Consider the following 18,848-nt stretch of genomic DNA (forward strand, 5'->3'; position numbering starts at 1 on the left):
AGCCGGTCCGGTCGGGGGCTGATTGTCGGAGCCAGTGTCGCATTTCTAACGGGCCAGCTGCGTCGCATCTCTAATCAGCTTTAACATCGTTTGTAGCGCGGTGGGTGCAAGAATGAAGTGCGACCTGCGAATGATACCAATGGGTTGTCACTCGCGACGAAGCAGCAATGGTAAAAAACGCCCTGCTTCCACTCAATAACCTCCGGTCAGAAAAATCGTTTCGCCCGTCATGAAGCTACATGCCTCCGACGCCAGGAAGATAGCTGCCCCCACCATTTCTTCCGGTCGTCCGGCCCGCCCCATCCAGTTCAATGCGCTTACATATTCATTCCAGCCCTCTGGATCCTCAACACGGCGGTGAGCGTTGCGGTCCGTATCGACTAGGCCAGGAGCGAGGGTATTGAGCAACACGTTATCGCGCGCGTAATCTCTTGCCTGGCTTTGAATTAAATTGTGCTGTGCGGCCTTCGTCGCTGCATAAGCCGTAACAATGCTTTTGGGCTTCAACTGATTGACCGAGCCAATAGAGACTACCCTCCCCCACTTGCGACTTGCCATTCGCGGCAGCGCCGTCTGCAGCATATCGACGGTCGAACCCAGATTGACAGCCAACTGAAATGCCAGATCACTTGGGGTCAATGCAGACAGCGTGGCATTGATCTGCGCGCTGGCGTTGATGACGAGGATGTCGAGTGGTGCAATTGCCTCTGCTCGCTCGATAAGATCATGACCAGCACCGACTTCGGACAGATCGCCAGCGAGGTGGTCCGCCTTTCCGCCGTTGGCTACTATCCGCTCATGCACAGCCGCTGTGGCGCCCTGCTTGACACCATGCAGGATGACATGGGCACCTGCCCCAGCCAACCCTTCTGCAATCGCTGCTCCTATCCCCCGGCTGGAACCGGTGACAAGCGCCGTGCGACCCTTCAAACCAAAGACGCTTTCGAGACGCATTCTTTACCCTTCAAACAGCGATATGCGCGCGCCGGCAAGTCCCGGGCGGCAGGAAAACAGGCCGCCGGAGAGCGGCGCGTCGGCAAGCGTGGATGCGGGCAGACGCGTGCGGGCGCTGGTGATGAACAGCGTCGACAGGTCCGGCCCGCCAAAGGCGATACTGGAAGGACGCGGAACTGGCATATCGATCACCTGGTCCAGCTTGCCGTTCGGAAGGTAGCGGCGCACGCACCAGCCATCCCAGATTGCGCACCAGACACCACCTTCCGCATCCACGGCCAGACCATCCGGCCGACCATCGGCCACGGGAATGCGAGTGAATTCGCGGCGTCGCGACAGAGCACCCGTCGCCGGATCGCAATCATAGGCGTGGATGAGACCGGGCACGGTATCGACGAAATAGAAGGTCCGGCCATCCGGGCTCCAGCCGAGGCCGTTGGAGACGATGATGCCGCCTTCCTTGCGCTCGGACGCGCCATTCGCATTGATGCGATAAAGTGCACCGGTGGGCTTGGAGGCATCGATGCGCATCGATCCGACCCATATCGCGCCATCCGGCCCGCATTTGGCATCGTTGAGGCGGTTGTCGACGATGCCCGCCTCCGGGCTGACGAAGGGGATCAGCCGGCCGGAGGCGAAATCCAGCCATTCGACGCCATCCTGCGATGCCACCAGCAACCGCCCGTCGGTGACCGGGATGACGGCGCTGACCAGTTTGCCGGTCTCACAGGTTTCGTTGCGGCCAGTGGCGGGATCGAAGCGGTGCACTGCCGGATGCAGGATATCCACCCAGTAGAGTGCATTTTCCCCCTCGTGCCAGACCGGGCTTTCCCCCAGTTGCGCACCCCATGGCAGAATGCAGCTGAGTTCTGCACTAGGGCGGCCCGTTGCGGAGCGCGGGCGTGGTCGCGAGCTGATCGCCACGGCCCCGGCTGCACCGGTAATGCGGCGGGCGGCGGCAATCAATTCACGCCCGGCGGGATGGATATTGGAGGAATCGAGCCGCGACGACGGCCCGAGCGCAACGAGCACACCCATCGGCGTATTGTCCCGGCCTATGACGGGCGCAGCAACCGAATTCACCCCGGGCAGATGTTCCTCATAAGAAATCGAATAACCCCTCGCCCGCGTCAGCGTCAGATCGGCCTGCAGCGCATCGAGGGTGGTGATGGTCTTGGGTGTCAGCAGATCAAGCGTCAGGCGATCCAGGAGGGCGCGGCCAACGGCGGGGTCCTGAAAGGCGAGCAGCGCCTTGCCAGGTGCGGTACAATGCAGAGGAACGCGGCGTCCAACCTCGACACGAACGGAAAGACCGTTCGGCGAACGCTCCGCGAGATATTGCGTCATCGTCCCGTCAAGCCGGCACAGTGCAACCGTCTCCCCCAATTCGGCTGCCAGCCGCTCCAGCTCCGGCGTCGCTGCCGAAACGAGATCGAAGCTCTCCCAGACCTTGTGGGACATTTCCAGAAAGCGCTGGCCCAGAACATAGGTGCCACGGGCCTCATCCTGACGCACGAGACCATAGGCGATGAGGGTCCGCAGGATGCGTGCGAATGTCGGCTTGGGCAGGCCGGAGGCGCGCAACAACTCGGCAAAACGCGGTGGTTCCGGCGCATCGGCGACCATGTCAAGCAGGGTCAGCCCCTTGGCCAGCGCCGCGGTGCCGCCTGGCGTCTCGGGTTTCATTGCCTCAGCTCCTTCGCGAGCCGCTGCCGCCTTGCGGCCGCTGCCTCTTCCAGCATCCTGTCCATCTTCCATTCCGCTTCAAACCCCAAAGTGTTTCTGATCCGCTCGTTGGACGTATGGTAATAAACGCCGTCGCCAGGAAAATCGACTGTCACGATGGGAAGGCCGGTCAGCGCCGCAATCCTCGGCAGAAGCGTGGCGAAATCGGCAGGTTCATCCGCCCCGAGATTGAAGATGCCGCCTGCCGCGTCGGGATGGTCGAGGGCAAGCAGAATGCCCGCCACCATATCGCGTGTCTCGGTTATATGCATGCGGAACGGCCGGCCGTTTTCGTTACGCGCCAGAATGTGCGCGGGTTCGCCGATATCGCGGGACTGGAGCAATTCGGCGATGGCGGTGTTTCCGAAATTCTGCTGCTGGCGGATGCGCGGCCGCAGGAAAAACCGGGGACCGGAAAAGAAACTGTCCTCATCCAGCAGCTCCGCCGCATCCTGCGTATGCGAGAAACGCAGGATAACCGTTTCCATCGTGCCGTTTCGTTGGTGAAAGCGCACCAGTTCTTCGCCCAGAAGCTTGGTCAGACCGTACGGCGAATTGGGGCAAAGCGGATGGTCCTCCGTGACCGGCAGGAACTCCGGGCGGTTTTCCGGATAGACCTCGCCCGATGAGGCGAAAACGAAGCGCCGCACGCCGGCTGCTGAAGCCGCATCCAGAAGCCGGCGCGTGCCCTCGACATTGACGGCAAACATGCGGTCGCGATCCGCCGGAGCCCAGGACATGAACGCCCCCAGATGCAGAACGGCGCTCACCCCCTTGATGGCGTCGGACAAAGCCTGCGCATCCTCAAGTGACCCTACAACCTCCTCGCCGCCGGTTCCCGATGGTCTGAGATCAAAGCCGCGAACGGTTCGGCCCTGCGCGCGCAAGGCGGCGACAACGGCGCGGCCGACACGGCCTGACGATCCGGCGACAAGGATCATAGCCTTGCTCCGCTCTTTGAATCGAAGAGATAAAGCTGCGCCGGATCGAAACCGAGCCGGAGCGCCTCATTGCCGGTAAGATTGCCGGTATGCGAGACGCGCGCGATCAGCCCCTTGGACTTGCCTTCTTCGCCATCTGCGACCCTTGCGCCCTCCGCATCGAAATAGACATATTTTTCCGATCCCAGGCTTTCAACCAGCGTCGGGCGCACTTCGAAGGTAACAGGCGCATCGCCCAGAACGAGGTGTTCCGGCCGCAGGCCCACGATCACGCTGCCCTGACGGTCAAGGACCCCCGGCAGGGAAACCTGTTGCCCAAAGAGGGTCACCGTGCCGTCACGCAGTTCCGCATTGAGGAAATTCATGCCCGGCGAGCCGATGAACCCGGCAACGAAAAGATTGGCCGGATTGTTGAAAAGCTCGTCGGGTGCGGCGATCTGCTGGATGATGCCGCCCTGCATGATGACGACGCGGTCCGCCATCGTCATCGCCTCGACCTGATCATGCGTCACATAAACGGTGGTGACGCCGATGCGTTTATGCAACGCGCCGATTTCTGCACGCATGTGGACGCGCAGCTTGGCATCGAGGTTGGATAGCGGCTCATCCATCAGGAAGGCCTGCGGCTGGCGCACGATGGCACGGCCAAGCGCCACGCGCTGGCGCTGGCCGCCCGAGAGATCCTTGGGCTTGCGATCGAGATAGGGTGTGACTTCCAGAATGCGCGCGGCATCATCAACTCGACGGTCGATCTCGGTCTTGTCGGTGCCGCGCATCTTGAGGCCAAAGCCGATATTCTGGCGAACGGTCAGGTGCGGATAAAGCGCATAGTTCTGAAACACCATGGCGATGTCGCGGTCACCCGGCGCAAGATCCGTCACTTCGTTGTCACCGATGAAAATCTGTCCTTCGCTTGCCGGTTCGAGACCGGCGAGGATTTTCAGCATCGTCGACTTGCCGCAGCCGGAAGGCCCGACAAGCACCACGAACTCGCCATTCTCGATCTCAAGCGAAAAGGGCCTGAGAACGTTGAGCGCGCCATAGGACTTGCTGACGTTGCGAATGGAAATATTGGCCATGCTTATTTCTCCGCGCCAGCGGTGAGGCCGCCGACCAAATAACGTTCAAGGAACAGGTAGATTGCGATGATCGGCAGCGCGATGAACACGGATGCGGCGGAAATGTCGTTCCAGTAGGTGACATATTCGCCCTGCATCGTGGTGATGCCGAGATTGGCCGTCCAGTTGTCCGGCGAGTTGACGAGGAAGGTGCGCGCATAGGCGTAGTCTGCCCAGCTGAGCACGAAGGCATAGAGTGCGGTGGCGGCAAGACCGGGCGTAGCGATCGGAAGCACGACACGCACCATCGCGCCGATCGGCGAGCAGCCATCCACCATGGCGGCCTGCTCCAGTTCCTTCGGAATGGTGTCGAAATAGCCTTTCAGCATCCATGTGGCGAAAGGAATGATCATCGTCGAATGCGCCAGCACCAGCGTCCACAGGCTGCCGATCAGTCCAAAGCTTGAAAAGATCGAAAACAGCGGAATGACCAGCAGGGTCGCGGGCAACATCTTCGCCGTCAGAACGAAGAGACCCATGGTCGCACCGCCCCGCATGGAATAACGCGACAGCGCATAACCGGCGCTGACCGAGACCAGCATCGACAGCGCCACCGAGCCAATGGCCGCCAGCATCGAGTTCCACAGCCACAGCAGGATCGGTTTTGCCGCCCAGACACGGGCGAAAATATCCCACTGCGCATCATCCGGCCAGAAGGTTGGCGGCAGGCGGTACAGTTCATCGGTGGTGGAAAGTGCTGTGACCAGCAGCCAGTAGACCGGGAACAGGATCATCACCAGCGTGAAGATGACCGTCACATAGAGAGCGAGGCTCTGTAAAAATGTCCGTTTCATCAAAGCCTCCTCAATAGATGGATTTCGAACGCCGGCCGAGCATCAAGAGGCTCGCGACGATGCAGATCACCAGCGTTAGCACGCCGACGGCGGCCGCCCGGCCAAAGTTGTGGTATTGGAAGGCCTGGTCGTAGGTCATGATTGACAATGTCTGGGTCGAACGCAGCGGTCCGCCGCCGGTCAAAACCTTTATGATCGAAAAGTCGCGGAACACCCACAGCAGCGTCAGCACGAGCGTCACGCCCAGCACCGGCATTAAAAGCGGCATGGTGATCCAGCGGAAGCGCTGCCACACACTTGCGCCATCCACCTTTGCCGCCGCGTAATAATCCGCGGGAATGGATTGCAAGCCGGCGAGGCACATGATCGACACGAAGGGGAAGCCCTTCCAGACCATCGTGATCGCAACAGCCCAGAAGGCGGCTGTGGAACTGCTGACCCAGGGGATCATCTGGTTGGTGAAACCGAGCTTTATCGCCAGCCAGCCGAACAGACCGAAGGAGGTGTCGAACATCCACGCAAAGATGACGACCGCAATGATTTCCGGCACCGCCCAAGGCAGCGCCATTCCCAGCCGCGCGACGGTGCGGCCCTTAAAGCGATTATTGGCCAGAAGCGCCGTGCTGAGACCAACGGCGACGCTGCCGGCGGTGACGACAACGACTAGTTTCAGCGTGACCCAGCAGGAAAGCCAGAATTCCGGCGACGAAAACAGCCAGTTGTAGTTCGCCAATGAGAACGGGCGGCTGGCGCCGCCGAGCCTTGGTATCTTGACCTGCTGGAACGATAGGTCGATGGCCAAAACGAGCGGCCAGACGATGATGGCGGCAACCATCAGGACTGCAGGCGCGATCAGAATATAGCCAAGGAGATGTTGCCGGCTGGGACGCGCAAGATCGAAAAACTTACGACGCCCAGCCCGAACGGATTCGGTCATGGATGGTCCTCCTGCCGGATGCGGATGATGGCCACGGCCCTCTCAAGCGGGTCATGGCGAAACGACGGGATCAACCCTTGATGGCTTCGGCCTTTGCCTGCATGGTTTTGGCCACTTCCGCCGGATCGAGATCCTGAATGATCATTCGCTGGCTTTCTTCCATCACCATCTTGCTGAACTCGTTGTAGAACAGCTCAAGTCCGGTCGGAATGCGGTCGATACCTGCCTCGGACGCGGCCTTCATCGTCTCGATCAGCACCGGAAAATGCGGGATGGTCTTTTCAACACCCGAGACGTCAGCTGTCGGGCTTGGCGGGGTGTTGCCGCCAAGGGTGGCATAGCTGCGCTGGAATTCCGGTGACATCGTCAGCTTGATGAAATCCCAGACCAGGGCCTTCTGGTCGTCGGGAATATCGGCCGGCATGGCGAGTACGTTGGACGAGCCGCCAAGCGGCGGATGAAGCGGCGGCGCGGCGTAAACGATATCAGCCTTGGCAGAACCCTTTTCGGTCGTGCCGTAAAGCCAGGGCCCATCAAGGCGCATCGCCATCTTGCCATCGGCAAAGAGCTTGCGCACGTCGCTGGCGCTCATGTCGACCGGACTGATCCCGCTCTTCATCACGGTTTTCCAGCGTGAAAGACCCTCCACCATCTGCGGCGTATCGATGGTGATGTTGCCGTCCTTGTCGGTCCAGTAGGCGCCAGCGTCGAGGATGTAGTTCAGCATCTCCGTCAGATATTGTCCGGGACCGCCCTTGGTTTCATGGCCGGTGCCAAACTGGTCGATAATGCCGTCGCCGTTCAGATCCTTGGTCGTCGCTTTCGCAGCGGCCAGAAACTCGTCATAGGTCTTCGGAACCGCGACGCCCGCCTCTTCCAAAATCTTCTTGTTGTAGGCCATCACGAAACCGAAATAGTTGGTCATGATGCAGACGGTTTCGCCATTCCATTCGCATTTCTGCTGGCCGGCCCAGCCCGTCATGTCGATGCCGTCCTTCTTCAGCCACGGGTCGAGAGGCTCGAGCCAGCCGCTATCGGCAAACATCTGAAATTCGAAGGACGCCAGATGCACGATCTGCGGCGGCTGGTTGGCCGCAAAAAGCGTCGTCATCGTGTCGGCATAGGAGCTGCGCTCAGCCTTGGTGAATTCGATTTTCACGCCCGGATGCTGTTTTTCGAAGGCGGCGATGGCGGAGCGCCACCATTCGCCCGTGCCGGCATCATCCGTCTGCCAGGAAATGAATTTCAAAACGGTATCGGCCATGGCGGGGGCAAATCCGCCCACGGTCATCAACATCGCGGTCGCTGTGCCAAGCGCCAGCTTTCTTATTCTTTTGGTCATGGGTTCCTCCTCCAGAAAACCAATTCAGATACGTTCAATAAGGGCGAGCGCCGCCTCCGACGGCTTGACGCCAAGTCCGGGTCCGGAGGGCAGGTAGTATCTGCCTTCGCGGCAATCCATGTCGCCGGCGAGCAGGCGGCGATTTGGCTCGAAAATCGAGTGCTGGAACTCGTGACCCTTGAGGGTCGGCAATGTCGACGACGCCTGCAGGCTCGCGGCCAGGAAGATGCCCGCGCCGACAGTTGCGTGCGGGATCACGTCGATGCCGTGCTCGGCGGCAAGAGCGCCGATGCGGATGAAATTGGTAATGCCCTTATGCCCCATCTCCGGCTGCACGATCGCGATGCGGCAGCGTTCGATGCGGGCGCGCATGTCCCAATGGGTGCGCCATTCCTCACCGACAGCGATCGGGACGTCTGTTCCCTTCGAAACCTTTTCCAGCCCTGCGATATCCTCCGTCCAGACCGGCGCTTCGGCAAACCACGGGTCGAACGGTTTCATCTCTGCAATGAGTTCCAGCGCCCGCTCCGGCGTCTGGTTCCAGTGCATGTCGGCAGCAATCTTTGCCTTCGGGCCAAGGACATGCCGCAGATTGGCGATTTCCGCCGCCGGGCCATCGTCAGCCACCGGCGTTGCGAATTTGAAAGCATCAAAACCGCGATCCTGCCAATATTTCGCCAGTTCCCCGCGCGCCTTCAGTGTCTTTTCGGGCAAGCCTGAAACATAGGCCGAGAAGCTGTCGACACCGCCGCCAAGAAGGTCGCGGATGGATTTTCCGGCTTCCTGACCGGCAATATCCCAGAGCGCGATATCAAGCGCTGCGAGCGCATCGACGTAAATGCCGCCGGTATAACCGCGCACCCGCATCATGTCGTAAAGGTCGTCATAAACAGCCGAAGGATCGGACGCGTCCCGGCCGATCACGAAACCGGCGAGAAGATCATTGATGAGGGCGGCAACCGCGCCGGGGGCGACGATGCCATAGGTCTCGCCCCAGCCGACGATGCCGGCCTTGGTGGTCATGCGTACCAGCACGCTGCGGTCGAAGGTGGGGTAGACCGTGCGATTGCCCTTGCGCACGATGTAGCCATTGGGATTGACCACCTCGCCTTCCCTGAGCGCACCGAGATAGGGAACCTTGCGCGGCTGGGTCAGCGTAAAGACTTCGACGGTTGCTATGGCGCTATTCATGCGGCCTCCGCGGCAACAAGGCCAAGCTCGACCAGATTGGCATCGATATCGGCAAGGGCCGCCGCATCAAGCTCGGGTGTCGGCGCACGCACACCGACGCCTTCGATCACGCCGCGACGGGCGAGCACATATTTGGTCAGCCGCATGCGATAGACCGCCTGCAGCACCAGAAGCGGCAGGGTGCGGACATAGATCCGGCGAGCCTCTTCCTGCCGCCCGGCAACAAGCGCCCTGTCGATGGCCACATGTTCCTCGGCGATCTCCAGCGCCGGCATCGCTGCCGTAGCACCTCGGGCATATTCGTCGAGAATATAACGCGCGCCGCCGCCACCGATGACGCCCTTCAGGGTCGAAGGCGCATGGGCGATGATGTGGCTGATGGCCGGGCCGGCCGGAAGGGTCTCTTCCTTGACATAGGCCACCTGCGGCAACGCCCGCACGATTTCCACGATCGCCTGGGGCGAGAGGTCGGAGCCGCGCGGCGCAGGCGCGTTCTGCAGGATGATTTCGACTTCGGGCAGCGCCTCGACGATCCTGCCGAGGAATTCGATCAGTGCCGGCGCATCCGTGCCGACCGATTTCGGCGGCTGCACCATCAGATGGCGAATGCCAAGCGCCGATGCCGCCCGCCCATGCTCGACCACCTCACGCCAGTCGGCAGCACTCGCGCCCGCCACGACCGGCACACGACCGGCTACCGCATCCACGACGATCTTCAGCAGCGTTGCGCGCTCGGCAGCATTCAAAGCCTCCACCTCGCTCGCAAAACCGGGAAACACGACACCATCCACGCCCTTGTCGAGCGCAAAGTCCACCAGCCGCTTCATACCCGCTTCGTCAATGCCGCCATCTGCCAGAAACGGCGTGGGCAGAACAGGCAAAATCCCCTTGAGGCCAGCCACCATCATTTTCCTCCCAATTAAGTATCATATATTGATACCTTGAATTCACTAATTGACACTACATAGACTCGCACCCTATGACAAGCCCCAAGATGAAATGAACGAGGAGGTTCAAGACATGGCTGCAACGGCGACATCGATCATCGTTGATTGGGGAACGACATCACTGAGGGCGGCGCTTGTCGGTGAAGGCGGAGAAGAACTCGATCATCTGGAGACCGCCGACGGTATTTCGAGCCTTGGCAAGGGTGAGCATGAGGCGGCGCTGATGGCTGCACTCGCACCCTGGTTCATGCGCCACGGGGCCCTGCCCGTCGCCGCGCTCGGCATGATCACCAGCCGCAACGGCTGGGTCGAAGTCGCTTATGTGCCGTGCCCGGCAGGCCCGACGGAACTTGCCGCCGGCACTGTGCGCAGGTCGCTGCCGAACGGTTCCGATCTCGTCTTCCTGCCGGGTCTCAACGACCCCGCCCGCCAGCCGTTTCCGGATGTAATGCGCGGCGAAGAAACTCAGATCGTCGGCCGCGGCCTTGGTGAGGACGCCACCCTCATCATCCCCGGAACCCATAGCAAATGGGCGCGGGTGAAGGCGGGGCGGATCGACGGCTTCCAGACATTCGTGACCGGTGAAATCTTCAACCTGCTCATTAATCATTCCTTCATCGCGCGCGGTTCAACGCAGCCGCCGGTCGATGATCCGGAGGCCTATCTCTGGGGTCTGAAAGAGGCAAAACGATCCGCCGCCATGCTGTCACTCATGTTTTCGGCGCGAACCGGCGGGCTTGCCGGCCGGCTTTCGCCGGATCAGTTGCGATCCTATGTGCGGGGATTGGTCATCGGGCAGGAGTTTCGGCAGGCCCGCGATGCGGGATGGTATGCGGATGGGGACGAGGCAGCGATCGTCGGCAATGACGGGCTGAACGATCTCTATCTGGTTGCCGCAGATGTGTTCGGGCTCAAGACATCCATGGGTGCGGACGATGCTCTCACGAAGGGTGCCCTGGCTGTCCTGCGCCAAGCGATTTCGTAACCTCTGCCGGGCGCCGGATGCACAAATGGCGGCATCCGGCTTTCAAGCCACATGTTTTAGGACCACCATGTACGACTTCCCAGCCAATATCGGCACCAGCCGTCACGAAAACGATGTCCTTGCCGTTCTTGCCCGCCTTCAGCGCATCGGCCTTCCAGACAATCCGATCGCCTTTTATGGCTCATCCTCGTTTCGAATCTGGAACTCCATCACCGAGGATCTCGGCTCGCTGGATATCGTCAATCTGGGATTTGGCGGCGGCACGTACCTCTCCGCCGGTCACTACCTGAACCAACTCCTGGTTCCCTTGAGGCCACGCAAAGTGGTACTTTATTTCGGCGAAAACGACATTGCCAGCGACGGCCTCAAGGCGGGGACGGCGCTTAGTCACTTGCAGGATTTCCGCGACCGAATTTCGCGTGCCCTCCCGCAGGCGGACGTGTTTGTTCTGGCCGTCAAGCCCAGTCCGGCGCGCTGGATTTACCGCCATGAATTCGATCTCTTCAACCAGATAGCGCGCGACTGGTGCAACAGCAGCGAAGGCGCAACATGGCTTGATCCGAACGCCGGCCTCCTTGGTGAAAATGGCCTGCCAATGTTCCGTTATTATTTACCCGATCTGGTTCACCTTAATGCAGCAGGCTACGCGGTCTGGTCGGAAGCGTTGAGAAAAATGTTGGGTCTGATGAACTGAGATTAGCGTTAGTTTTTCGGCATCGCGAACCGGCGCTTTACGGCCTCATTCCGCCACGCCGTCAGCATCCTTCGACAGTTCCGCCTCAATCACGCAGATCACGCCGCTCTTCTCGTAGACGAATTTCGTCTCGCCCTTCAATTCGGCGGATAGAAGTCGCTCGATGAGGGTCGAGCCGAAGCCCCTGCGCTGTGGCGGCGCAACCTCTGGACCACCTCGCTCCTCCCAGACGATCCGAAGGCGCTTGTCTGCGAAAGGATCAAATTGCCAGGAAACAGACACCTGGCCGCCAGGCATAGACAGGGCACCGTATTTGGCTGCGTTGGTTGCCAACTCATGCAGCGCAAGGGAAAGCGACACCACCGCTCTCGGCGGCAATGCAACGCTCGGACCGCCGATCTGAAAGGCCTCAACGGGATAAGGTGACAAAGCCTGATGCATGACGGCTTTAAGATCGGCGTGCTGCCAATCGGCGTGCACCAGCAGGTCTTGAGCCCTGCTCAGAGACGCCAGCCTGCTTGTGAAAGCTTCCACATCATCGTGATTTTCCTTGTCCCGACCAATCGTCTGCCTTGCGATTGCCGTCACCGTCGCAAGGATGTTTTTGACGCGATGATGGAGTTCATTGATGAGGATGGATCTGAGCCGCTCGGCATCCTTGCGCGCCGTGATGTCTTGCGCCGTTTTGGAGGCGCCGATGACATTACCGTTGGTGTCGCGGATCGGCGACACGCTAAGAAGTACCTCGACAAGCCGACCATCCTTGCGACGACGCTGGGTTTCGTAAGGCTCAACGATTTTGCCTGCCTTGATCTGTGTGAGGATTGTCGGCTCCTCGTCTCGCCGTTCATCCGGCACCAGCATCAGCACCGTCTGGCCGACAGCCTCTTCCTCCGAGTAGCCATAAAGCTTTTCAGCGGCCGCGTTCCAACTGGTAATCTTCATGTCGAGGTCAATGGCAAGGATCGCGTCGTTGGACGAGGCGATCATCGACGCGAGATGCCTCTCTATCTCCTGAGCGTGCCGTCGCGCGCCGATATCGACGGATATCGCAACAGCCTGCGACATATTCCCCTTGTCGTCCCGGATTGCAGAGACCGAATTCGAGACCCACACTAGACTGCCATCGCCGCGAACGTAGCGTTTTTCAATCTCGAAACTCTCTCCGGTTTCGGCCATATGCCTGAACAGGCGCTGGTATTCAGGCAGATCGTCAGCGAACGTGATGTCCTGCATGCGGATGCCGATCAATTCGTCCCGCGGTCTTCCAACGATCTGACAGAAGTGGTCATTCACGCTGATCAACTTTCCGCTCAGATCGCCCAGCGCAATGCCTACGGCGGACTGGGCGAAGATGGCTCTCAGACGCTCCTCGCTTTCGCGCAAAGCAGCATCTGCCCTGACGCGCTCGGTCGTTTCGTTGACGATGCAGAACACACCGCGCACCACGCCGTTCTCATCCGCTACAGGAGAATATGAGATGTCGAAATAGACGGTCTCGGGGTAACCGTGTCTCTCAATGTAAAAAGGCCTGTCTTTGGCAGCAACTGTTTCGCCATTATCGAGAACCCGCTTCAACAGGGGTTCGAGGTCGTCCCAGAGCTCGCTCCAGTATTCCCGGGCGGGTCTGCCAAAAGCATGTGGATGCTTGTAGCCGAGCGTTGGTGCGTAGACATCGTTATAGAGCGCGACAAATTCTGGCCCCCAGAACATCACGATCTGCGCCTGGGAGGGACACATAATGCCGATAGCGGCCCGCAGACAGGCAGGCCATTCAGACCTAGGGCCAAGCGGACTCGATGCCCAGTCCACTGTTTCCAGGAGGTCAGCTACGGAAGCTGCGGGTGCGCGATCGTTAACCTTGTCCAGGACGACGGTCTCCACATTGAATTCGACAGACTGCAATTTTTATAGAACTTTCCGGCGCAGACAAGCCGAAACACCGCATCACCGGCCCTGTGACTGGGAACCGCGCAGGCAAAGAAGGAGACGTGAACGTAAGCCCATAGGTGCGTCCGTGATCCGGCTAATCCTCTTTAAAGGCAATTCTCTTTCAGGGTAAAATATTCTAACCAGTGCGTATTTTTTGCTTTTCTTTATCGTGCGAACGAATGAACGCCATCCTATATCCTTGTGCAATCGTAATCCTCTAAAGGAACCCGGACATGGGCTGGATCAAAATTATCGCGACGACGGTGGCACTTCAGGCACTTGCTTTTTCCCCGTCAGTGGCCGGAGAAAACCTCGATCAAATCAAGTCGGCCGGTATCATCAAGATCGGCACCGAAGGCACCTACGCGCCCTTTACCTTCCATGATTCTTCCAACAAGCTTGTGGGCTTCGACGTTGAAATCGGCGAGGCCGTGGCAAAGAAGCTCGGCGTGAAAGCCGAATTCATCGAGGGCAAATGGGACGGACTGATCGCCGGTCTCGACGCAAAGCGATATGACGCCGTCATCAACCAGGTCGGCATTACCGAGGCACGCAAGCAGAAATACGCTTTCTCCGAGCCTTATATCGCTTCGAAGGCCGTTTTGATCGTTCGCGATGGCAACACGGACATCAAGGGTTTCGAAGACCTGAAGGGCAAGAAGTCCGCTCAGTCGCTGACCAGTAACTTCGGCAAGCTTGCCGAGGCGGCCGGAGCCGAGCTTGTTGGCACTGACGGGTTTGACCAGTCGATCCAGTTGGTGCTTACGCGGCGTGCAGACGCAACCGTAAATGACAGCCTCTCCTTCCTGGACTTCAAGAAGCATCAACCTGATGCTCCCGTGAAGATCGTCGCCGAAAAGTCAGACGCCGATTATTCAGGCATCATCGTGCGAAAAGGCGACGACGATCTGGTCGCTTCCATTAACAAGGCTCTTGCCGAGATAAAGGCGGACGGTACCTACAAGGCGATTTCAGACAAGTATTTTGGGCAGGACGTGTCCAAATAAACCTGTCATCCTGCCGCAACCCGCGCAGTCAAGTCCAATCGGTCGTCCGGCGTCTACGTCGGGCGACTTCGTTTTAGAGGTGTGCATTGCCCCACTGGCTTCAGTTGATGTTGGACTCGTTTCCTACCTTGTTGTGGGCGGGCATCCGATTCACCATCCCGCTTACACTGCTTTCCTTCGGGCTTGGCCTGACCCTGGGCCTGGTGACCGCAATTGCAAGACTATTTGGTCCTGCCCCGATTTCAGGGCTCGCCCGGTTTTACGTCTGGATCATCCGCGGCACGCCGCTCCTGGTGCAACTCTTCGTCATTTTTTACGGCCTCCCGAGTATCGGCGTGCTTCTAGATGCCTTTCCCGCGGCATTGATCGGCTTCACACTCAACGTTGGCGCATATACATCCGAGATTATTCGCGCGGCCATTTCTTCCGTCCCCAAAGGCCAATGGGAGGCTGCCTATTCCACCGGAATGAACTGGCAACAGGCGATGCGCAGGACGATTCTGCCGCAGGCTGCAAGGGTGTCGGTGCCACCGCTTTCAAATACCTTCATTTCACTCGTGAAAGATACGTCGCTTGCAGCGGCGATTACGGTTCCGGAGTTGTTTCAGGCAGCACAGCGCATCGTCGCCACGACGTACGAGCCCCTCATTCTCTATATTCAGGCAGCACTGATTTATCTGGTCCTGAGTTCCGTTCTATCAACCCTTCAATCGCGGCTGGAGGCCAGGTTTTCCCGCTACGGTGGGCACTTGGAGGCGAGCCGATGATCGAACTTCGCAATATCGAAAAACGTTTCGGGGACGCGGTGATCCTCAAGGACGTCTCCCTGCAGTTTCCGGAGGGAAGTGTCACGGCCCTTGTCGGGCCGTCAGGTAGCGGCAAGAGCACGCTCCTGCGCTGTATTAATCTGTTGGAACAACCCACCTCCGGTTCTGTGAGGGTTGGGTCCGAAACCGTGGAGTTTCACCCGGGGCGCAAAGCCCGCTGGCAGGATATCCAGAAAATCCGTAGACAAACGGGTATGGTCTTCCAGAACTTCCAGCTGTTTCCTCACAGAACGGCGATTGAGAACGTTATGGAGGGTCTTCTTGTCGTCCAGAAATGGACGAAGGAGAAAGCTGAGGCACGCGCTATGGAGTTGCTGCAAAAGGTTGGAATGGCGCACAAGGCAGATGCCTGGCCGGCCAATCTTTCCGGCGGTCAACAACAGCGTATCGCGATAGCAAGGGCACTCGCCCCTTCGCCTCAGGTGCTGCTCTGCGACGAGCCGACATCCGCACTCGATCCGGAGCTTGCTGCAGAGGTGGTCGATGTCCTTGGTCAACTGGCAAGGGAAGGCACGACGATGGTGATGGCGACACATGATCTCAGGCTGGCTTCGCAGGTTTCCAACCAGGTCGTGTTCCTTGAGGCAGGCAAGGTCGTCGAAACGGGTGAGCCTGAAACCATCTTCCGTTCACCCCGCAATGAGCGTACGCGGCAGTTCGTTTCATCGATCAGTGCTGCTCAAGCGCTCTGATCTTGGCGGCCACCCCATCAGCCCAGCGAATTGATGACGGCAACTCTAATGGGCAAGCCCCGCCCCGCTGACAAGACGTCGCGCCACTGATGAGATAGCGCGACGTCGGATCACTGGGAGACATCGTCCCCCGATCATTATTTTTTCGCCGATACGGTGCGGGCGGCAAGATCTATTGTATCGGAGATGACTTCAGGCTGTGTCATGAACAAGGCGTGGCTCGCCGAGACTTTGGTGATCTTGGCCTTGATGCGCTCAGCCATGTGGATCAACATTGCTTGATCGAAAGCCTTGTCTTCGGTGGCGATGACGGCCCAGCTGGGGCGGGTGCGCCAAGCGGCATTTTCCAGTTTAGTGCCGAATGCGGACATATTGATCGGAACCTGGGCGTCCCGCATGAATGCAACATCAGCTTCGCTGACATCGTGTGCGAAGCCTGCCTTGAACTTGGCCGGGCTGACATAGTCAAACCCGTCCTTCGTGGTCTCGATGACAAAATCTGACGCAGGAGCAAATCCATCATATTGCTGGGCCGTGGTCTCACCGGCGTCCGGTGAGAGGGCGGAGACATAGACGAGGCCTTTAACCTTGTCATCAACACCCGCTTCCGTAATGACCGTGCCACCCCAGGAATGCCCAACCAGAATGACCGGACCATCCTGCCGTTCGAGCGCGCGTTTGGTGGCCGCAACGTCGTCTGCAAGTGACGTCAGCGGATTTTGGACAACGGTGACGCGGTAACCGCGTTTCGTCAGATTGTCGTAGACGCCCTTCCAGCCCGAACCATCGGCAAAAGCGCCGTGGACCAGCACGACGTTTCGCACGGATTGATCGTTGGGAATGGTGTTATCGGCGGCATTTGCAGACAGCGTCGCGGCCAATGTGACAGCAGATGCAATTGCCGAAATGGTGGAGACGGTTCTTCGTGTCATGGTTCATTCCTCCTGTTTTGCGATAATAATTATTGCGATAACTATTGACTGGCAGATGTCATTTCGTTCGTCAACATATTTATTATCGCGATATTTATTTTTGCGGTAAGACGACCTATATGTGGGTCTTCAGGAGTTGAAGATGACCAAACGACATAACGATCCGCCGCCGCTGCAGGACCAGCTTTGCTACGCCATTTATACCGCCGGCATTGCCATCCAGCGCGCTTACAAGCCGCTTCTCGACGAGCTGGGGCTAACCTATCCGCAATATCTCGTCCTCAACGTTCTCTGGGCAGAAGACAATCAGAGTGTTGTTTCCATCGCGGACCAGCTCGCTTTAGAATCCAGCACGCTCACCCCCCTTTTAAAGCGTCTCGAAGCTGCTGGACATGTGCGTCGGGAACGCAACCTGAGCAACGAACGTCAGGTTTTGGTGACGCTGACGGATCAGGGACGTGCCATGCAGCACAGAGCCGGCTGCCTCAGCGATACTTTGCTTGCCGCCTCTACCCAGACGCCTCCCGAACTCGCTGCCTTGAACAAGGACGTGCGCCATTTGCGGGATGCGATCTATTCACAGATCGGCGGATGGGCGCCACCCGCCTGATCTGCAACGGATCTACCCCATCAGGCGGTCGGAACGGTACCGCCGTCGATGATGTGCTCCGTCCCGGTAATCGACGACGCTCGGTCTGAAGCAAGGAAGGCAATCAGGTCGGCGACTTCTTCCGGCTTGGCTGGCCGGCCCAGCGGTATGCCGCCCAGCGAGTCCATGATCGCCTGCACCGCTTCGTCGTAACTGATGCCGGCGTCCTCGGCTATACGAAGGGCGAGACCGTTCGTGCCCGGATCGGCGATCCAGCCGGGAGAAACCCGCACGACCCGCACACCCTTGGGAGAGACCTCCTTGGAGAGGCTCTTGCTGTATGTGTTGAGCGCGCCCTTCGCCGAGGCGTAGCCAGTTGTCGCCTGGTGCAAGGGGAGAATCCGCTGGATCGACGTCACGTGAATGACGACCCCGCTTCCCTGCGCGATCATGCCAGGAAGGAGAGCGCGATCAAGCCGAACAGCCGGAAAGAAGTTGAGGTTGAACTCCTTTTCCCACTCCTCGTCGGTCAACGCGGCAAAGCCGCCTGAGGGCGCCGAGGAGCCACCCAGCACGTTTACGAGAATATCCAGTCCGCCAAGTTCCTGATGAACGGCGTCCACTACCGTTTGGACACCATTCACAGTGGTGAGATCTGCTTCGACGAACGCCGCGCCGGAGAAATCCACCGGCTTCTTGCGCGCCGTGGTGAGCACCCGGGCGCCGAGTTCCTTAAACAACGCGACTGTTGCCGCACCGGCACCCGAAGTGCCACCGGTGATGAGAGCGCGACGGCCCTCCAGGGTAAGAAAGCCGGTCATACGGTGATCTCCAGTTCAGCAACCTTGTCGCCCGACAGGACGAAAATAAAACGCAGGTCGATGGGGCTGCCGGGGAAGTCGCCAGCGGTGTGCGCCGTTACCTGGGTTTTGCCGGTCTCAATGGTGATCAAAAACGGCTCGACCGTATAGCTGTACTGCTGAGCCTCATCAGCCATCCAGTCGCGGATAGCCTTGCGTCCCTTATGGGTCTCGCCCTTATCCTTCACGATGCCGTCTTCCGTGAAAGTCGCTGCGATGGCTTCCGGACTGCCGGTCCGGTCCGCCTCGAAATAGGCTTCGATGGCCTTTGGTAGTTTGATAGTCATGTTCATCCTCATCATGTTCTAGCCGCTGCGGCTCGGAAACGACCCGTAACCGTCGCACTTCGCTAAGGTAGAACAGAGAAATTGACGCGATAAG

Annotated in this window: 19 protein-coding genes; 6 read left to right on the top strand and 13 right to left on the bottom strand. The window is 59.2% G+C overall.

Features of this window, described 5'->3' with window-relative positions:
- Positions 1 to 192: 192 nt before the first annotated feature.
- The 9 genes from ACFVTJ_RS16790 to ACFVTJ_RS16830 form a co-directional block, all read right to left on the bottom strand.
- Positions 193 to 954, bottom strand: a complete 762-nt coding sequence (locus tag ACFVTJ_RS16790; protein ID WP_386909252.1) for an SDR family NAD(P)-dependent oxidoreductase — start codon at positions 952 to 954, stop codon at positions 193 to 195.
- A gap of 3 nt (positions 955 to 957) precedes the next feature.
- Complete coding sequence (locus ACFVTJ_RS16795; RefSeq protein ID WP_386909254.1) at positions 958 to 2,640, bottom strand: SMP-30/gluconolactonase/LRE family protein; 1,683 nt, start codon at positions 2,638 to 2,640, stop codon at positions 958 to 960.
- Positions 2,637 to 3,620 (bottom strand): NAD-dependent epimerase/dehydratase family protein, encoded by a 984-nt coding sequence (locus tag ACFVTJ_RS16800; RefSeq protein WP_386909256.1) that lies wholly within the window; start codon positions 3,618 to 3,620, stop codon positions 2,637 to 2,639. The genes ACFVTJ_RS16795 and ACFVTJ_RS16800 overlap by 4 nt, the downstream gene beginning before the upstream one ends.
- Positions 3,617 to 4,699, bottom strand: coding sequence for an ABC transporter ATP-binding protein (locus tag ACFVTJ_RS16805; RefSeq protein ID WP_386909258.1), 1,083 nt, complete (start codon positions 4,697 to 4,699; stop codon positions 3,617 to 3,619). Before ACFVTJ_RS16805 ends, ACFVTJ_RS16800 begins: the two co-directional genes overlap by 4 nt.
- 2 nt (positions 4,700 to 4,701) lie before the next feature.
- Positions 4,702 to 5,532 (bottom strand): carbohydrate ABC transporter permease, encoded by an 831-nt coding sequence (locus tag ACFVTJ_RS16810; RefSeq protein WP_386909260.1) that lies wholly within the window; start codon positions 5,530 to 5,532, stop codon positions 4,702 to 4,704.
- Between the two features lie 10 nt (positions 5,533 to 5,542).
- Entirely contained in the window at positions 5,543 to 6,469 is a 927-nt protein-coding gene (locus tag ACFVTJ_RS16815) for a carbohydrate ABC transporter permease (RefSeq protein WP_386909262.1), read from the bottom strand.
- Between the two features lie 70 nt (positions 6,470 to 6,539).
- Positions 6,540 to 7,811 carry an ABC transporter substrate-binding protein gene (locus ACFVTJ_RS16820; RefSeq protein WP_386909264.1) on the bottom strand — a complete coding sequence of 424 codons (1,272 nt, stop codon included), beginning with the start codon at positions 7,809 to 7,811 and terminating at the stop codon, positions 6,540 to 6,542.
- Between the two features lie 24 nt (positions 7,812 to 7,835).
- On the bottom strand, positions 7,836 to 9,002 hold the full coding sequence (locus ACFVTJ_RS16825; RefSeq protein ID WP_386909266.1) for a mandelate racemase/muconate lactonizing enzyme family protein: 1,167 nt from the start codon (positions 9,000 to 9,002) through the stop codon (positions 7,836 to 7,838).
- Complete coding sequence (locus ACFVTJ_RS16830) at positions 8,999 to 9,907, bottom strand: dihydrodipicolinate synthase family protein (protein WP_386909268.1); 909 nt, start codon at positions 9,905 to 9,907, stop codon at positions 8,999 to 9,001. Before ACFVTJ_RS16830 ends, ACFVTJ_RS16825 begins: the two co-directional genes overlap by 4 nt.
- A gap of 115 nt (positions 9,908 to 10,022) precedes the next feature.
- Here ACFVTJ_RS16830 and ACFVTJ_RS16835 point away from each other — a divergent pair, with 115 nt between their 5' ends.
- The gene (locus ACFVTJ_RS16835) at positions 10,023 to 10,934 is read left to right on the top strand and encodes a 2-dehydro-3-deoxygalactonokinase (protein WP_386909270.1); all 912 of its coding nucleotides are present in this window, start codon (positions 10,023 to 10,025) and stop codon (positions 10,932 to 10,934) included.
- 67 nt (positions 10,935 to 11,001) lie between these two features.
- Positions 11,002 to 11,628, top strand: coding sequence for a GDSL-type esterase/lipase family protein (locus ACFVTJ_RS16840; protein ID WP_386909272.1), 627 nt, complete (start codon positions 11,002 to 11,004; stop codon positions 11,626 to 11,628).
- Positions 11,629 to 11,673: 45 nt separating this feature from the next.
- On the opposite strand, the gene ACFVTJ_RS16845 is transcribed toward ACFVTJ_RS16840, so the two are convergent.
- Entirely contained in the window at positions 11,674 to 13,341 is a 1,668-nt protein-coding gene (locus tag ACFVTJ_RS16845; protein ID WP_386909274.1) for a PAS domain S-box protein, read from the bottom strand.
- Positions 13,342 to 13,793: 452 nt separating this feature from the next.
- Here ACFVTJ_RS16845 and ACFVTJ_RS16850 point away from each other — a divergent pair, with 452 nt between their 5' ends.
- The 3 genes from ACFVTJ_RS16850 to ACFVTJ_RS16860 all read left to right on the top strand — a co-directional run bounded on the left by ACFVTJ_RS16850 (position 13,794) and on the right by ACFVTJ_RS16860 (position 16,086).
- A complete protein-coding gene (locus ACFVTJ_RS16850) occupies positions 13,794 to 14,567 on the top strand; it encodes an amino acid ABC transporter substrate-binding protein (RefSeq protein ID WP_386909276.1) in 774 nt (257 codons plus the stop codon).
- An 86-nt stretch (positions 14,568 to 14,653) separates the two neighbouring features.
- Positions 14,654 to 15,334: an amino acid ABC transporter permease gene (locus ACFVTJ_RS16855; protein WP_386909278.1), complete on the top strand. Its 681-nt coding sequence runs from the start codon at positions 14,654 to 14,656 to the stop codon at positions 15,332 to 15,334.
- Positions 15,331 to 16,086 carry an amino acid ABC transporter ATP-binding protein gene (locus tag ACFVTJ_RS16860; protein ID WP_386909280.1) on the top strand — a complete coding sequence of 252 codons (756 nt, stop codon included), beginning with the start codon at positions 15,331 to 15,333 and terminating at the stop codon, positions 16,084 to 16,086. The genes ACFVTJ_RS16855 and ACFVTJ_RS16860 overlap by 4 nt, the downstream gene beginning before the upstream one ends.
- A 137-nt stretch (positions 16,087 to 16,223) precedes the next feature.
- Here ACFVTJ_RS16860 and ACFVTJ_RS16865 read toward each other — a convergent pair whose 3' ends face one another.
- On the bottom strand, positions 16,224 to 17,018 hold the full coding sequence (locus ACFVTJ_RS16865) for an alpha/beta fold hydrolase (RefSeq protein ID WP_386909282.1): 795 nt from the start codon (positions 17,016 to 17,018) through the stop codon (positions 16,224 to 16,226).
- Between the two features lie 142 nt (positions 17,019 to 17,160).
- On the opposite strand from ACFVTJ_RS16865, the gene ACFVTJ_RS16870 reads away from it, so the two are divergent.
- Positions 17,161 to 17,628 carry a MarR family winged helix-turn-helix transcriptional regulator gene (locus tag ACFVTJ_RS16870; RefSeq protein ID WP_386909284.1) on the top strand — a complete coding sequence of 156 codons (468 nt, stop codon included), beginning with the start codon at positions 17,161 to 17,163 and terminating at the stop codon, positions 17,626 to 17,628.
- A gap of 20 nt (positions 17,629 to 17,648) precedes the next feature.
- On the opposite strand, the gene ACFVTJ_RS16875 is transcribed toward ACFVTJ_RS16870, so the two are convergent.
- Positions 17,649 to 18,428 carry an SDR family oxidoreductase gene (locus tag ACFVTJ_RS16875; RefSeq protein WP_386909286.1) on the bottom strand — a complete coding sequence of 260 codons (780 nt, stop codon included), beginning with the start codon at positions 18,426 to 18,428 and terminating at the stop codon, positions 17,649 to 17,651.
- Positions 18,425 to 18,754 carry a nuclear transport factor 2 family protein gene (locus ACFVTJ_RS16880; protein ID WP_386909288.1) on the bottom strand — a complete coding sequence of 110 codons (330 nt, stop codon included), beginning with the start codon at positions 18,752 to 18,754 and terminating at the stop codon, positions 18,425 to 18,427. The genes ACFVTJ_RS16875 and ACFVTJ_RS16880 overlap by 4 nt, the downstream gene beginning before the upstream one ends.
- Positions 18,755 to 18,848: the final 94 nt, after the last annotated feature.

It is taken from the genome of Agrobacterium sp. NPDC058088 (assembly GCF_042885035.1).
Taxonomy (GTDB): domain Bacteria; phylum Pseudomonadota; class Alphaproteobacteria; order Rhizobiales; family Rhizobiaceae; genus Agrobacterium.